General features: G+C 68.1%; 15 protein-coding genes. 8 read left to right on the forward strand and 7 right to left on the reverse strand.

The genetic code is table 11. The annotated features are described in order from the left end of the window. Positions 1-558: 558 nt before the first annotated feature. The 5 genes from FAB82_RS26235 to FAB82_RS26255 all read right to left on the reverse strand — a co-directional run bounded on the left by FAB82_RS26235 (position 559) and on the right by FAB82_RS26255 (position 6080). Entirely contained in the window at positions 559-1587 is a 1029-nt protein-coding gene (locus FAB82_RS26235; protein WP_136537517.1) for a LacI family DNA-binding transcriptional regulator, read from the reverse strand. Positions 1588-1651: 64 nt separating this feature from the next. After that, the gene (locus FAB82_RS26240) at positions 1652-2455 is read right to left on the reverse strand and encodes a glycosyl hydrolase 53 family protein (RefSeq protein WP_136537518.1); all 804 of its coding nucleotides are present in this window, start codon (positions 2453-2455) and stop codon (positions 1652-1654) included. Positions 2456-2459: 4 nt separating this feature from the next. Continuing rightward, the gene (locus FAB82_RS26245; RefSeq protein WP_136537519.1) at positions 2460-3350 is read right to left on the reverse strand and encodes a sugar ABC transporter permease; all 891 of its coding nucleotides are present in this window, start codon (positions 3348-3350) and stop codon (positions 2460-2462) included. A 2-nt stretch (positions 3351-3352) separates the two neighbouring features. After that, complete coding sequence (locus FAB82_RS26250; protein ID WP_136537520.1) at positions 3353-4723, reverse strand: carbohydrate ABC transporter permease; 1371 nt, start codon at positions 4721-4723, stop codon at positions 3353-3355. A 13-nt stretch (positions 4724-4736) separates the two neighbouring features. Continuing rightward, the gene (locus tag FAB82_RS26255) at positions 4737-6080 is read right to left on the reverse strand and encodes a sugar ABC transporter substrate-binding protein (RefSeq protein WP_136537521.1); all 1344 of its coding nucleotides are present in this window, start codon (positions 6078-6080) and stop codon (positions 4737-4739) included. A 249-nt stretch (positions 6081-6329) separates the two neighbouring features. Here FAB82_RS26255 and FAB82_RS26260 point away from each other — a divergent pair, with 249 nt between their 5' ends. The 4 genes from FAB82_RS26260 (at position 6330) to FAB82_RS26275 (ending at position 11089) form a co-directional block, all read left to right on the forward strand. Next, positions 6330-8321 carry a beta-galactosidase gene (locus FAB82_RS26260; RefSeq protein ID WP_136537522.1) on the forward strand — a complete coding sequence of 664 codons (1992 nt, stop codon included), beginning with the start codon at positions 6330-6332 and terminating at the stop codon, positions 8319-8321. A gap of 7 nt (positions 8322-8328) precedes the next feature. Continuing rightward, entirely contained in the window at positions 8329-9471 is a 1143-nt protein-coding gene (locus FAB82_RS26265; RefSeq protein WP_136537523.1) for a glycoside hydrolase family 53 protein, read from the forward strand. A gap of 91 nt (positions 9472-9562) precedes the next feature. Continuing rightward, the gene (locus FAB82_RS26270) at positions 9563-10156 is read left to right on the forward strand and encodes a cysteine hydrolase family protein (protein ID WP_136537524.1); all 594 of its coding nucleotides are present in this window, start codon (positions 9563-9565) and stop codon (positions 10154-10156) included. Positions 10157-10177: 21 nt separating this feature from the next. Then, positions 10178-11089 (forward strand): GlxA family transcriptional regulator, encoded by a 912-nt coding sequence (locus FAB82_RS26275; protein WP_136537525.1) that lies wholly within the window; start codon positions 10178-10180, stop codon positions 11087-11089. A gap of 49 nt (positions 11090-11138) precedes the next feature. Here the strand turns inward: FAB82_RS26275 and leuE are convergent, their stop codons facing one another. Beyond that, positions 11139-11789: a leucine efflux protein LeuE gene (gene leuE, locus FAB82_RS26280; RefSeq protein ID WP_136537587.1), complete on the reverse strand. Its 651-nt coding sequence runs from the start codon at positions 11787-11789 to the stop codon at positions 11139-11141. A gap of 201 nt (positions 11790-11990) precedes the next feature. Between leuE and FAB82_RS26285 the strand changes: the two genes are divergently transcribed. From FAB82_RS26285 to FAB82_RS26300, 4 genes are all read left to right on the forward strand, one after another. Then, positions 11991-12362: a DUF6153 family protein gene (locus tag FAB82_RS26285; protein WP_136537526.1), complete on the forward strand. Its 372-nt coding sequence runs from the start codon at positions 11991-11993 to the stop codon at positions 12360-12362. Between the two features lie 85 nt (positions 12363-12447). Continuing rightward, on the forward strand, positions 12448-13314 hold the full coding sequence (locus tag FAB82_RS26290; RefSeq protein ID WP_136537527.1) for a hypothetical protein: 867 nt from the start codon (positions 12448-12450) through the stop codon (positions 13312-13314). An 89-nt stretch (positions 13315-13403) separates the two neighbouring features. After that, positions 13404-13808 carry a hypothetical protein gene (locus tag FAB82_RS26295; RefSeq protein WP_136537528.1) on the forward strand — a complete coding sequence of 135 codons (405 nt, stop codon included), beginning with the start codon at positions 13404-13406 and terminating at the stop codon, positions 13806-13808. Positions 13809-13877: 69 nt separating this feature from the next. Then, positions 13878-14459 carry a DUF305 domain-containing protein gene (locus FAB82_RS26300; RefSeq protein WP_136537529.1) on the forward strand — a complete coding sequence of 194 codons (582 nt, stop codon included), beginning with the start codon at positions 13878-13880 and terminating at the stop codon, positions 14457-14459. A 54-nt stretch (positions 14460-14513) separates the two neighbouring features. Here the strand turns inward: FAB82_RS26300 and FAB82_RS26305 are convergent, their stop codons facing one another. Continuing rightward, on the reverse strand, positions 14514-15572 hold the full coding sequence (locus FAB82_RS26305; RefSeq protein ID WP_136537530.1) for an AI-2E family transporter: 1059 nt from the start codon (positions 15570-15572) through the stop codon (positions 14514-14516). Positions 15573-15650: the final 78 nt, after the last annotated feature.

The raw sequence follows: 15650 nt of genomic DNA on the forward strand, positions 1-15650 counted from the left end.
CGAAGGGCGCAGTGGACCGCGGGACCCGATAGCACCAGGAGCTGAGAACCACTGCCCCAGCAAATGAGGCCGGTGTTCTCGGAATCAGTCAGAAGGCGTCTCGGCCAGAGGCTTGGCGTAGTCTGCTTACACCTGCTCGACTGCTGTACTAATTCCATATCTCTGTGCGTACCTCAATACTACTTTTACGTCACAGACCGATCCACTAACGACAAAGAGGCGTGGGTCACAATAACCTCGTGGAGTGACTGCGGCACAACACCTCTCGCCATGACTGCCGCCGGCACCGCCCCGCATCCCGCACCCTCGCACTCCGCCACCCCCTCACCCCGCGGCCGGGCGTGTCGCCCACTGAGGTCCCCCGTTGCAACCATGCCCGACAGGTCCGACATCCCGACCCTCCGCACCGACAGCCGGGCGGCCGGGCACGGAGGCCGCCCCCGTCCTCCCCGCTTCCGTCGTCGATGCCTTTAACGCAGCCCGACCATCCACCGACACCACTCCCGCCAGCGCCCCCACCCCCAATGCAGGCCTCCCCAAGCGCGACAATCCTACGAATCAGGCGGAGTCGCGCACCACCAGCTGCGTCGGCAGCGTCACCGACTCGACCTCCTCCTCGTCCATCAGGGCGATGAGGAGCCGCACGGTCTCCTCGGCGACCTTCGCGAGCGGTTGGCGGACCGTGGTCAGGGCCGGCCGCGTCGCCGTGGCGATGGCCGAGTCGTCGAAGCCGCCCACGGCCACATCGCCCGGAACGCTCCGCCCGGCAACGTGCAGGGCCTGAAGCGCGCCGGCGGCCATGAGGTCGGAGGCGACGAACACCGCGTCGAGATCGGGCACCGTCGCCAAGAGCTTTCGCATCGCGGACTCGCCGCCGGCCTGCGTGTAGTCGCCGTGGACGACCATCTGCTTGCCGGCCTTGCGGCCGAGCACGCTGGTGAAGCCCTCCAGGCGGAGTGAGCCGCCGGGCGTGTCGAGCGGGCCGGTGATCATGCCGATCTTGCGGCGGCCCTGCTCCACCAGATACTCGGTCATGGCGCTGGCGCCGCCGCGATCGTCGGCGGCCGCGTACGGGATCACCGACTCGCGGCCCAGGACCGCGCCGCAGGCGACGGCCGGGACCCCGGAGCTGACAATGGACTGCAGCAGCGGGTCACCGGCGTGGGTCGAGACCAGCAGCGCCCCGTCGGCGTGCCCGCCGCGCAGATACCGCACCACCCGTTCCCTGCCGCCGTCGTCACCGGCGATCATGAGCACCAGCGACATGTCGCGGTCGGCGAGCTGATTGGTGGCCACGCGCATGAGCACCGAGAAGTTGGGGTCCTCGAACAGTCGCTCCTGCGGCTCGGACAGGACCATCACGACCGAGCCGGTGCGGCTGGTCTTCAGGCTCCGCGCCGCCCGGTTGACGACATAGCCGGTCTCGGCCACGGCGCGGCGCACCGCGGTCTCGGCCGCGAGCGAGACATTGCCCTGCCCATTGAGGACTCGCGAGACGGTTCCCCGCGAGACGCCCGACACCGCCGCGACGTCGTGAATCGTCGGTCTTTTCCGTACCAAGTCGCTCAGCTCTCCCTTGCGTTTCATTAATTATCCCTCTCCGGTTCCGGAGAGGGGGAGACCGCCCAAGGGGTGGCGGCCTCCCGCTGTCTCACCCTGGACCGTCGGTCTGTCCCAGGACCCGCAGCGACGGCAGCGCATTTCCCTCGAAGTCGAACACGGCCTGGTTGGCCCAGGGATTGCCGCCTTCGGCGACGTCGTCGCCGTATTCCATGCCCGCCCGCGAGGCCCAGGTGGTGCCGTCCACCGGGAGCCAGGCAGGCTCCCAGTAGACGATGCCGAGACCGCGGGAGCCGGGTACCGCGGCCACGACGGCATACTGGTCGCGCAGGAAGGCCGATTGCCCTTCCAAGGTGGCCGGGTATCCGCCCGTCTCGGCGAACTCCGACCGGAAGACGGAGCGGTGCCCCTCGGGCTCGGCATCCGTCCAGGCGTAGGAGGTCTCGACCACCAGGACGTCCTTGCCGTAGCGCTCGGCGATGTCGTTCAGGTTGGCGCCCAAGTCATCGAGGGTGCCGTGCCAGAACGGGTAGTAGGACAGGCCGATGATGTCGAAGTCGAGGCCGCGCAGGTCCCTCCAGGCCTTCGGGGCCCGTTGCTTCTTGGGGTCGGTCCAGAAGTCGGAGTAGTGCAGGTCGAGCAGGATCCGGTGCCCGGCGGCCTTGGCGCGGCGGGCCAACTGGACGGTGTTGTCCAGGTCGTTGGTGCCGCCGAGGTACGCCTCGCCCCGCTCGTCGTGCGGGTCGACCCACAGCCGCAGCCGGACGGTGTTGACGCCGGACTCGTACAGGAGCCAGAACAGCTCCCGCTTGCGACCGCCGGAGTGGAACTGCGCGCCGAGGGATTCGATCTCGGCGGTCATCGAGACGTCGGCGCCTCGGATCGGGGAGGCCATCGTCCTATCCTTTCTCTGCGCCCGCTGCGGCGCCGGTGACCAGGTACCGCTGCAGGATGATGTAGAGGATGGTGATCGGGACGGCCAGGAAGACCGCTCCGGCGGCGAAGGTGGTGTACGCGTTGGAGTACTCATCGCTGATCATCTGGAACAGGCCGAGCGCCACGGTCTGCTTGTCGGGGCTCTGGAGCAGCAGCCTGGGGAGGATGAAGTCCATCCACGGCAAGGTGAACTGGGTGATGGCCACGAAGGTGAGCATGGGCCGCATGAGCGGCAGGATGATCTTGCGGAAGATTGTCAGGCGGCTGGCGCCGTCGATCGCCGCGGCCTCGTCCAGGCTCGCGGGCAGGTTGTCGGTGTAGCCCTTCATGAGCCAGATGTTGTAGGGCAGCGCCGCGGCGATGCTCACCAGCGCCAGGCCGGTCAGGGAGTCCAGCAGTCCGAAGTTCAGGAACAGCATGTAGACCGCGATGGCGGCGACGAACGCCGGGAACATCTGGAGGATGAGGATGCTGAGCATCCCGGCCTTGCGGCCCTTGAACCTGACGCGGGAGAACACGTATCCGCACAGCGCGGCCAGGGCGACCGAGCCGATCATGTTCAGCGTGGCGACGTAGAGCGAGTTGAGGTACCAGCGCCCGTAGTTCGTCTCGGTGAACAGGTCGATGTAGTGGTCGAAGGTGGCGTCGGCGGGGAACGGGGAGACGGCGCCGAGCCCGTCGCCGGGGCTGAGCGAGGCGCCCACGACCCACAGGAGCGGGAAGATCACGATGAGGGCGACGACGAGCAGTTCGAGGTGGATGAACACCGACGCGATGGTGTCCTTGCGTCCGCCGGAGATGCGGCGGCGCTGCGGCCGGGTCGGTGCGGGCCGTTCGGCGGTCTTGGCGGTCATGGTCAGAGCTCCCGGATCGCCTTGGAGCGGTTGAGGTTCCACACCGAGATGGTGCCGACGATGAGGAAGATGAACAGGCTCATCACGGCGCCGATGTTGTACAGCTGGTTGTTCAGTGTCAGCTTGAACAGCCAGGTCACCAGCAGGTCGGTGCTGCCTGCGAAGCGGTAGTCGGCATTGTCGGGTCCGCCCTCGGTGAGGAAGTAGACCAGTCCGAAGTTGTTGAAGTTGGTGACGAACGACAGGATGAGCAGCGGCGCCACCGTCCGGTGGACGACCGGGAAGGTGATGTGCCGCAGCTGCTGGAGGGGGCTCGCCCCGTCCATGCGGGCGGCCTCGTAGTAGCTGTCGTCGATATTGGTGAGCACGCCGCCGACCAGGGCCATGAAGAACGGGAAGCTGATCCACAGGTTGATCAGGAGCGCGATGCCGCGGGCCAGGTTGGGGTTGGAGGCGTCGGTGAACCAGTAGATCCGCTCGTCGGTGAGTCCGACGTCCATCAGCCATTGGCTGATGGGACCGAACTGGCCGTTGAACATCGAGCGGAACACCAGCGCCGAGACGATCGCGGGCACGGCCCACGGCAGCAGGAAGATCGAGCGCCACATTCGGGGGAACTTGACCTTCTGGTTGGCCAGCAGTACGGCCTGGAGGAAGCCGAATCCGTAGGCGGCGGCGGTCGAGACCACTGCCCACACGAAGGTCCACACCAGCACGCCCAGGAAGGTCTGGGTCCAGGCCGGGACCGAGAAGATCGCGCCGAAGTTGTCGAAGCCGACCCAGCCGACGAGGTTCTTGGGCGGCAGGTGGTCGCGGTTGTAGTTGGTGAAGGCGATGAGGATGCCGAACATAATCGGCAGTACCGACATGAACACCATGAGCACCATGCCCGGGGAGAGCATGATGTAGGCGAAGGCGCCCTCCCACAGCCGCTTGAGGTAGTCGAGCGAGGATTCGCGCTCGCCTCCGGCGTTGAGCGAGGCGCGGTAGCGCGCGGCGTCGCGGATGCTCCAGATCCAGATGATGGACAGCAGGGCGAGGGTCAGGAGGGCGATCAGGCCGTTGGCGAGCAGGATGATCGAGTTGTCGCCGTCGGTGAGGCCCGTCAGGGTCACCTCCCGGGCCTGGGAACCGAGGGTGAACAGGCCCCACAGTCCCTTGACGAAGAAGCCGCCGTTGCCTCGGGCGTCGAAGTCCATGCCGGCGTAGTAGTTGCCGGTCCCCATCTCCCAGCCGACCAGGGCGGCGAAGCAGACGAAGAAGCAGGCGGCCTTGCCCGCCTGGCGGTTGATCAGCTGGCCGGCCCCCCACACCAGTGCCGAGGCGAGGCCTGGCACCGGTGCGGGGAGGTGGCCGCGTGGAGCATTGCTCATCGCGCGGTGGTTCCTAGAGTCCGTGGAGCTCGTTGTAGGAGTCGAGGGCCTTGGTCTGGGCCTCTTCGACGGTGGACAGGTTGTCCCAGACGTCGACGGTCAGGGTGTTGCCGGTCTCCCAGAAGTACTCGGGGACCTGCGGGATGAGGTCGGCCTGGGCGGACTGCTCGATGATGCCGGCGACGTGCGGGTCGTCGGCCAGGCCCTCGATGCCCGAGAGCAGGTCGGAGTTGACCGCCGGGATCTGCCCGGTGGAGGCGTAGAGGGCGGCGGCACCGGCGTCGGAGGCCATGAAGTTGGCGAAGACGCGGGCGGCGGCCGGGTACTCGGTGAGGGTGGAGACGACGGCGATGTGCATGCCGGCGAAGGAGCTCGCGGGCTCGCCGCCCTCGATGCTCGGCAGGACGGTCACGCCGTACTCGTAGCCGTGCTCCTCGGCGCCGGCGTCGAAGTCGGCGAAGGCCCAGGGCCCATTGATGGCGTAGGGGACGGTGCCGGCGGAGAACTCCTGGCGGATGTTCTCCTCAGTGGCGTCGACGGCCGGGACGTCGAAGAGCTCGCGCAGTCCCGCGTAGTACTCCAGCGCCGCGGCCAAGGCGGGGTCGTCGAAGCCGGGGTCGTCGGGGTTCAGATCGGGGTAGACCGTCCAGCCGGCGGCCGAGAGCACCGAGTAGGCGTGGTAGATCTCGCCGGGGGTGAACTGGATGGTCCACCGGTTCGAGCCGGGCTGGTTGTATTCCTCGGCGAGGGCCGCGATCTCCTCCCAGGTCTTCGCGGGCTCTTCGGAGCCGGTCAGTTCCTTGAGGAGCGTCTTGTTGTAGAACAGGGCGATCGACTCGGTGGTGATCGGGACGGCGTGCATGGAGCCGTCGTCGCCGCCGGAGACGACACCGGTGAACGTCTCGTTCATGCGGGACTTGAGCACGGTGTCGTACTCGCCCATGGGCGCGGCCACGCCCTGGTCGATGGCGCGGGAGAGCTGGTCGTAGAAGGTCATGTACACGTCGCCGCCGTTGCCGGCCTCACCGGCGGTGGCCATCTTCTCGACCGCTTCGTCCTTGATCACGAGCTCGTACTCGACCTTGACGTCCGGGTACTCCTGGTTGAACGCCGCGATGAGGGCCTGAGCGAGGGGCTCGTCCTCGATCCAGATCTTGAGGGGCTGCTCGCCCTTCGCGATGGCGTCCTCCATGACGTACTGCTGGGCGTCCGCGTCCCACTGGAGGTCGGTGGCCTCCTCCTCTTCCTCCGGGCCGCCGCAGGCGGCCAACGTGCCGGCGGTCGCGGTGAGACCGCCCAGGACGAGCAGACGACGGCGGTTCAGCGCCAGGTCCGCGGCAGCTCCATTGCTTCGCATGTCAAGTCCTTGTCTCGATCGATCAGTGACGAGGGGAGTCCGGGCGTCGATGGGGGGTGCCGCCGGACTGTGAACGTTTACACGAATCTAGCGACTGATGTGACGCGAAGCAACAGTGTTACGTCCCCATTGACCGATATTGCGGCAAGAATTCTTCATGAAACGATCACAATTTAGAAACGGCAGCGTCCTGGACCGCGACTTGCGCTCGGTTTAGGCGTCGAGTACTGTGCACGTTCACAGGCATTTATGCAAGGAACCCCACAGGAGACCGCGTTGCAGACCATTCGCTACGGAGGCGACTACAACCCCGAACAGTGGCCGGAGCAGACCTGGCTGGAGGACGTTCGCCTCATGCGAGAGGCCGGCGTCAACCTCGTCAGCCTCGGCGTCTTCAACTGGGGCATCCTCGAGCCGGCCCCGGGCGAGTACGACTTCTCGGACCTGGACCGGATGATCGAGCTGCTGCACGAGAACGGGATCGGCGTCAACCTGGGCACCCCAACGTCCTCTCCCCCGGCGTGGCTGCGGCAGTCCCACCCCGAGATCCGGCTGGTCGACTTCGACGGCCGAGTGATGGCCGGCGGGTCGCGGCACGGGGTGTGCCCCTCGTCCCCGGCGTACACCGAGGCGTGCGCGAACATCGTCGAGCGACTCGCCGAGCGCTACGGCGACCACCCCGCGGTCGAGATGTGGCACCTGCACAACGAGTACGGCTGGGCCAATGTCGAGTGCTACTGCGATACCTCCGCGGCGGCCTTCCGGGGCTGGCTGGCCGAGAAGTACGTGGACATCGGCCAACTCAACGACGCCTGGGGCACGGCCTTCTGGGGCCTGGTGTACCGCTCGTTCGACCAGGTCGAGACCCCGTCCGCCGCGCCTCCCGGGGTCAACCCGGCGCTCAAACTGGACTGGAAGCGGTTCTCAGGTGACGCCCACATCGCCAACTATCTGCTCCAGCGCGACATCATCGCCCGCTATTCGAAGGCGCCGGCGACCACGAACTTCATGATCCCCAACTGCGAGGACATGGACTACTTCCGTTGGGCCCCGGTGGTGGACATCGTCTCCAACAACCACTACCTGATCGCCGAGCGTCCCGAGAACCACATTGAACTGTCCATGAGCGCCGACCTGACCCGCTCGGTGGCGGGCGGCCCGTGGATGGTCATGGAACACTCCACGTCGGCGGTGAACTGGCAGCCGCGCAATATCGCCAAGACCCCGGGAGAGATGCGCCGCAACTCGCTGGCCCACCTGGCGCGCGGGGCCGACGGCCTCATGTTCTTCCAGTGGCGGGCCTCGCGGGCCGGCGCCGAGAAGTTCCACTCCGCGATGCTCCCCCACGGCGGCACCGACACCCAGGTGTGGCGCGACGTGGTGTCCCTCGGCGGCGAGCTCAAGCGGCTCGCGCCCGTCGTCGGCTCGAATGTGGAGTCCGACGTGGCGATCCTGTGGGACTGGGAGTCGTGGTGGGCGCTCGAACTCGAATGGCGCCCGTCGGAGGACCTGCGCTTCCGCGAACGCGTCGAGGCCTACTACGCGTCGCTGTGGAAGCAGCACGTCACCGTCGACTTCGCCCACCCCGAAAGTGATCTGTCGGGCTACCGGCTCGTCGTCGCGCCGTCCTCGTACCTGCTGAGCGAGGCGGCCGGCAAGAACCTGCGCGGCTACGTCGAGAACGGCGGCAACCTGCTCGTCTCCTACTTCTCTGGAATCGTGGACGAGCACGACGGCGTCCATCCCGGCCCCCACCCCGGCGCGCTGCGAGAGACGCTGGGGCTGTGGACCGAGGAGTTCCACCCGCTGCACCAGGACGAGGCGCCGGCGCTCGATTCCGGTGCCCGGGGCCGGATCTGGTCCGAACGCGTCCGGCTCGAAGGGGCCGAGTCCGTCGCCGCGTTCGCGGGCGGCCCCGACGCGGGCCACCCCGCGATCACCCGCCACCGCCTCGGCGGCGGCACCGCCTGGTATGCCGCCACCGCGCTCGATGACGCCACCGGACTGCGCTCGCTGCTGGCCGAGGTGCTCGACGCCTCCGGTGTCCAGCGCCCGGCGGGCGTGGCGGAGTCGGTCGAGCTCATCCGGCGCGGCGACCACTGCTTCCTGATCAACCACGGCGATCAGGACACCACCGTCCCCGACCTCCGGGGCACCGACGCCCTCACCGGTGCCGACTACGACGGGGACGTCCCCGTCTCGGCAGGAGAGGTCGTCGTCGTCACGATCACCAAGGAGTGAACTCCACATGAGACACAGAACCGCTCTCACCGCGGTCGGCGCCTTCGGCGTCGCCGCCGCGGCGGCCACCCCGGCATTGGCCGACAGCTTCGACCGGAAGGACGGCAAGGGCAAACCGAAGCAACCGGCATTCGTGCGGGGCGCCGACATCTCGACCCTGCCGAAGAACGAGGACAACGGGGCCGTGTACTACGCGGCAGACGGCACCGAGAACGACGCCGTCTCGATCCTCGCGGCGTCGGGGCTGGGTTGCATCCGCCTGAAGGTGTGGGTCGACCCCGCCGACGGCTACAACACCAAGACGCAGGTGGTCGACATGGCCTCCCGCGCCAAGGCCGCCGGCATGGACGTCATGATCGACTTTCACTACTCGGACTTCTGGTGCGACCCGGGGCAGCAGGCCAAGCCCGCCGCCTGGGCGAACCTTGACTTCTCCGGGCTCATGACCGCCGTCTACGACCACACCGCCGACGTGCTCGGCGCCGTGGTCGCGGCCGGGGTCGACCCGTCACACGTCCAGGTCGGCAACGAGACCAATGGCGGCTTCCTGTGGCCGGACGGCCGCTACGACCAGCTCGACCAGATGGCACAGCTGATGACGTCCGGGTCGAACGCGGTGCGCGACACCGCACCCGGCGCCGAGGTGCTGCTGCACCTGGCCGAGGGCGGCAATAATGACGTCTTCCGCTGGTTCTTCGATGCCGCCCTGGACCGCGACGTCCCCTTCGACGCGATCGGCGCCTCGTACTACCCGTACTGGCACGGCGCGCTCTCCGGTCTCGAGTCGAACCTGGGCGATATGGCTTCGCGCTACGGCAAACCGATCTATGTCGTGGAGACGGCCTACCCGTTCACCACCGAGGACGCGGACGGCCACGAGAACGTCATGTACGACGCCGAACCGGTCTCCGGTTATCCGTCCACTCCGGATGGACAGTCGGCCATGCTGACCACCGTCGCCGACGTCGTCAAGGCCGTCCCGAACGGCCTGGGCCGCGGCCTGTTCTGGTGGGAGGCGGCCTGGACCGGTGTGGAGGGCTCGGGCTGGGACCCGACCGATCCGTCGGCGGGCAATGCCTGGGAGAACCAGGCCCTGTTCGACTTCGACGGGAAGGCCCTCCCCTCCCTGAAGACCCTCGGCACGCTGTAGTTCGACCTGCCGCCTCACGTTGGCCAGATCGGTCCGGGAGACGGCGGAATCGTGTCTGGCCGGCGCGCCGGGCCGCGCCCAGAATTGGGGCATGAAGAAAGCACTGCTCGTCATCGACGTCCAAGAGTCCTTCCGCCAGCTCCCCATCTGGGCGGCCATCTCGAACCCCGGCATCGTCGACAAGATCAATCCGCTCGTGGAGGCGGCCCGGGACGCCGACGACCTCGTCATGTGGGTCCGCCACTCCGAACCGGGCACCGGCGGCGTGTTCGATCCCGTCAACGGCTTCGTCGAATACCTGCCCGGGCTCAGGCCCGCTCGCGGCGAATACGAGTTCATCAAGACCTCGCACAACGTCTTCACCACCACGAACATCCAGCAGATACTCACCACGCACGGCGTCGGGGAGCTCGTCGTGACCGGTATCCGGACCGAGCAGTGCTGCGAGACGACCGCGCGGGTCTCCTCCGACCTCGGCTACACCACCACGTTCGTCACCGAGGCGACCGCCACCAACCCGGTCGAGCACCGCGACGCCCCGGCCGGGCGGAGTCTGGACGAGATTCTCGCCGACCCGCGCACACTCCCCGTCGCGGACATCATCGAGCGCACCGAGTACGCGCTGGCGGGGCGGTTCGCTACGGTGGCCACCGTGGAGGAGGCGTTGGCATCCTGGCAAGATTGACCCGCCCGAAAGGATTCTCCATTGACTGAGATCGTCTTCCTCCTCGTGCCCCGGCTGCATCTGCTCGATCTGGCCGGGGCGGCGCAGGTGTTCTCCACCGCGACCGACCTGGGGCTGGACTACCGGCTGCGGTATGTCGCGGATGAGGAGGACGTCCCCACCGCGCAGGGCGTCGGGCTCCGGGCCGAGACGGCTTGGCCCGCACTGGAAGCGAGTGATCTGGTCATGGTCCCCGGCTGGAGTTCACCGCGCACCGCCGGGAGTCCGCGTCTGACGCGGTCGCAGGTCGATCGCCTCAATGAACATCACCGGCGCGGCGGCACGGTCGCGAGCGTCTGTTCGGGCGCGTTCGCGCTCGGCCAGGCCGGTCTGCTCGACGGGCGCCGCTGCACCACTCACCACGACCTCCAGGATGCACTCGCGCGTCGCTACCCGCGGGCGACGGTGGTCCCGGACGTGCTGTTCACCGAGGACGACGGCGTCGTGACTTCGGCGGGGATCGCCAGCGGCATCGATTTGGCGCTGCATTTGGCGGCGGTGCGGCACGGCCCGGCACTCGCGGCGAAGATCGCCCGCGCGATGGTGGTGTACGCCCGCCGCAATGGTGGGGAACCGCAGTCGAGCGCGATGCTGCAGCATCGTTCGCACCTGTCGGACGCGGTGCACCGGGCACAGGACCTGATCGAGGCACGCTTTGCGGAGCCGCTGCCGCTGCCGGACCTGGCGGATCACTCGGGGGTCTCGCAGCGGACGCTGTCGCGGCTGTTCGCGGATGCGATCGGCATGTCCCCGTTGCAATATCAGTCGCGGTTGCGCTTGGAGCGGGCCGAGCACCTGATAGCGCGGGGGAACACGGTCGAATCGGCCGCGAGGGCGGTGGGCTTCGGCGACGCGAGGATGCTGCGCCGCCTGCGATCCAGGGAGACGGCCTGAAGTAGCCGCCGGGCGAACGGCCGCGTTGGCCGTCGGGCTCCCGTTTCGGTCAGCCGGTGGCGAGTTTGGCAGCGAAGGCGATCATGACGGCGCCGACCAGGCCGTTGCCGACCGCCGAGAGGCGGCGGCGTTCGCGGAAGGTCTGGGCGAGGCGGTCGCCGGTGATGATGAGCGTGGTCAGGTAGGTGATCGAGCAGACCTGGAGGATCACGAAGAGGACTGCGTAGCTGAGGACCGGCCATGCGTAGGTGGGGTCGACGAACTGGACGAAGAACGCCACGAAGAACAGGATCGCCTTGGGGTTGAGCAGGCTCGCGATGAGCGCGCGCACGAACGGACGCTCGCCGCGCTCGCCCTGCTCGGCTTGGGCCGTCATGATCGGGTCGCCCCGGCGCGCGGCGCGCCAGCTCTTCCAGCCGGCGCGGACCAGTCCGAGCGCGAGCCAGCCGAGGTAGACGACGCCGGCCCAGCGGATGAGGTTGTACAGGACCGGGGAGGCCGCGAACATCGACGCGAGCCCGGCAGCGGAGGCCACCATGAGGACCGAATCGCCGCAGAACACCCCGGCCGCCGCCGCGAACCCGGCCCGGCGTCCGCGCCGTGAGGCGACCGACAGCACGTACAGCGAGTTCGGCCCGGGCAGCAGAATGATCAGGACGGTCGCGACCAGATAGGTCCACAGGTCAACGGTGCCGAGCAAGGGCGCTTCCATTCTCGAACAGGGTGTGAAAATGAGCGGCCCGCCAGGGGGCGCCGGCCCAGTCTACGACCGAGCCGCGCACTCGCCAACTCCCAACGGGTCGGTGAGCACCGAGGAATAGAAGGCGTCGACGTCGCTCCGCAGCGCCGGTGAGTTTGCACTAACATGGCCGCGGGAACCGAACGAGGAATGCGGGGTCGCATGGACCGCAATCGGCACGGAGCCGGCCGCTTGGCCGTCTGCCTGGCCGTTCTCACCGCGTTCATGACCCTCGGTCACCTTGTCGGCATGCTCGGTCATGGGGACTTCGTCCATCACGGACATGCGGAGTCCGCCGAGACGGCGGCGACCGACTGCTCCCCCGCCGAGACCCCTGGCCGCCACGAGGCCCATGCCGAAGCCAACTGCGGCGCCCTGATCGAGACGGGCATTGCCGACAACACCGCAGCACCCGATAACCTGCCGCACGCCCTCGCCGGTCCCGCGCCCGTCTCGCCTTGGACCGCAGGCGAACTCGGCCCCAATGGGCGCGCACCGCCCGAACGCTCGCAACTTCAGATCAGCCGGGTCTAGATTCCCGGGCCCTCCGCCGAGGACCCGCCCCGTGAATCACGGCCCTGGCGGGCCCTGCCCGCCGACGCTGACCTGAAGGAGCGCTGTGCAATCCGATCCGACCCCAAGACGGCGGGCGCCGTCCCCTTCCACCCTCACCCCGCCGAGCACCGCCGAACGGACGGCGCTGCTCCGCCCCAGCGCCGGCCGGCCCCCGACGCAGCGGTCCGCACCCCGGCCCTCACCCCGTCCCGAGCGCCCGCGCGGTTATGCCGCCGGGCACCGCCCCGGACCCACCGACGCCAGGCTGGCAATGCTCATGGCGGCGCTGGCGAGCGCCGCGGCCGGAATCATCCACGTAGCCGCCGTCCCCTCCCATTGGGCCGAATGGCCCGCGGCCGGGGTGTTCTTCCTCCTCACCGCTGTGTTCCAGTTGTCCTGGTCGATCCTGGCGATGCCCTTCGAGCACCGGCTGCTGACGCTCAGCGCGATCCCGGTGAACCTCGGGCTGATCGCGCTGTGGGCATTCAGCCGCTGGCAGGGCGTTCCGGTCGGCCCGCACGCCGGGGTCCCGGAGGCGATCGGCCTGGGCGACACATTGAGCACGGCGCTGGAAGCCGGCATCGTCACCTGCCTGCTGTGGACCTTGATCCCGCGCGAGAGCCACGGAGTGCTCTCCACCCAGGGCTACCGGTTGGCGGGCATCCTGGCCTCGGTCCTGCTGGGGCTCATGACGATCCCCGGGATCGTCAGCGCCCTGAGCCACGGCGGCGCCGGGCATGGGCACGGCGAGACCGAGGACGTCCACGAGCACGGCGAGACCGAGGAAGAGGACGGCCACGACCACGGGTCCGAGACGGAGGACCCCGCCACCGATGCCGACGAAGCTTCGGAGCCGGGATCCGATGAGGACTCCGAGGCCCCGTCCGAAGCCGAGGACCACAGCCACGCTCCCGGCGAGGAGCACGACTGATGGGGGCGGTGCTCGTGCCGGATGGTGCGTTGGCATATGCTCCGGTCAAATACCCCCATGCGGTATTTGAGCACCGATCGGAATCGACCTTGAGTGAAGCGGAGGTGAGCGGACTGTTGCGTTGGCGCAGAGCGGGTCTGGTGGTCTTGATGATCGCCGTGGCCCTCGGTGTGGCCTGGATGCACGGGGCCGTTCACATCCACGATGGCCCCGCCTGCCACACCACGGTCGCGGAGTCGCCGATTCAGGCGACGGGCGAGTCCGCCCTCGCGGCGGATCCCGGCCCCGAATCGGCGTCGCACCTGGTGCAGACCTGCGCCGCGATGCTGACGATGTTCTGCCTTGCGGTGCTGACCGCCGCCATGTGGCACCGCGGCAGGGGCGCCCCGCTGCGGGCGCCCGGCCCGATCCGACGCCCCGCGTTTCGATGGACCTCCTCCCGCCCTCCGGGCGGCAGACTGTCCTTCATGGAGATATCGGTATTGCGCATATAGGCCGTACTGCTGGCTGCCCCGCCACCTCGACCCGCATCCCGAAATCACCGATCGACAGGAGTACTACCTATGAACCGCACCGTCATCACCCGCCGCGCACTGGCCGCCGGCGTCGCCGCCGTCGCCGCAATGGCCCTCGCCGCCTGCGGCGACGACCCCGCCGACGACACCGGCTCGTCCGAGGAAGCGTCCTTCAATGACGCCGACGTCGAGTTCGCGCAGATGATGATCGTCCACCACGAGCAGGCGGTGGAGATGTCGGCGATGGCCGCCGACCGGGCCCAGGACCCCGAGGTCCTCGAACTCGCCGACCAGATCGAGGCCGCCCAGGCCCCGGAGATCGAGACGATGACCGGCTGGCTGGAGGCCTGGGGCGAACCGGTCGAAATGTCCGAGCACTCCGGCCACGGCGGCACCATGCCGGGCATGATCGACGAAGAGCACATGTCCATGATGGAGGAGGCCTCGGGCGTCGAGTTCGACACGCACTTCGCGGAATCGATGATCGCGCACCATGAGGGCGCGATCGAAATGTCCGAGACCGAGATCGCCGATGGCGAGAACCCGGACGCGATCGCCCTCGCCGAGGCCATCATCGACGCCCAGCAGGCCGAGATCACTCAGATGGAAGCGATCCTGGAGCGCCTGTAGGCGAACGACGGGCCGGGATCCGATATGGAGCCCGGCCCGTTTACCGGTTTGGGGTCAGCTCGCGTCGAGACGCGGCAGGACGAGTTCCTTGCCGATGAGCCGGATCGCGGCGTAGATCGGGACCGCGAGGACCACGCCCACGACGCCGAAGAGCGTGGCGCCCACCAGCACCGCGACGATCGAGGCGAGGTTGGAGACCTTGACGGCGCTGCGCATGACCGTCGGGTAGACCACCCAGTTCTCCAGCTGCTGGTAGGCGACGAAGAAGATGATCGAGGCGACCGCCGTCATCGGCGAGACCGTCAGCGCCACCAGGGTGACGATGACGGCGCCGATGGTCGCGCCGATCTGCGGAATGAGGTCCATCAGGGCCACGATCAGCGCCAGGACCGTCGCGTACGGAATGCCGACGATCATCATGAAGATCCATGAGGAGACTCCGGCGACCAGCGCGATCGACAGGGCGCCGATCAGGTAGGCGCCGATCTGCTGAAGGATGCCGTCGAGAATGCGGCTGGTCTGGTCGCGCTTGGAGGCGGCGACGAGTCGGATGGCGTTGCGCCGCAGCTGGGCGTAACCGGCCAGGATGAACATGGTGAGGATGACGGTGGTGAACGTCCACACCACTCCGCTCCCGGCGGCGGCCCCCGCCCCGGCCACCCCGCTGAGGGCCTTGGAGATGTTCTCGGCGGTGACGACGTTCTTGGCGTTCTCCAGCAGGGCGCTCTCGCCACCGAACTGCTCGACCCACTTGCTGTTGATGATGGAGGTGTAGTAGCTCGGCACATTATCGACGAACTCGGCGGTCTCGCGAACCAGCGAGGGAATGATCGCCGCGATCCCGCCGCACAGGACCAGCACGGTCCCGAAGATGAGCACGGTGAGCGCCAGCCATCGGGGCATTCCCCGCCGGGTCATGCTCCCGATGAGGCGTTCAAGTCCAACGGCGAGGAAGGTCGCGACCACCAGAGCGGTGATAACGGTACCCAATTCCCGTACGGCCCAGGCAAGGGCGATGGCAACGAACAGCCCGAGCCCGAACAGGACTCCGGCTTGCAGGGGCGGTGATTGGGAGAGGCTTCTGCGCAACGGCAGTCCGGTTTTGTCAGTCATAGGGAATATCTAACAGGTCCCCCGCCAGCCCGCCGCCCGACGCGCCCCGCCACCGGTGTCGTACCCACTGGGCACCAT

Source organism: Glycomyces buryatensis (genome assembly GCF_004912275.1).
GTDB classification, from domain to species: domain Bacteria; phylum Actinomycetota; class Actinomycetes; order Mycobacteriales; family Micromonosporaceae; genus Glycomyces; species Glycomyces buryatensis.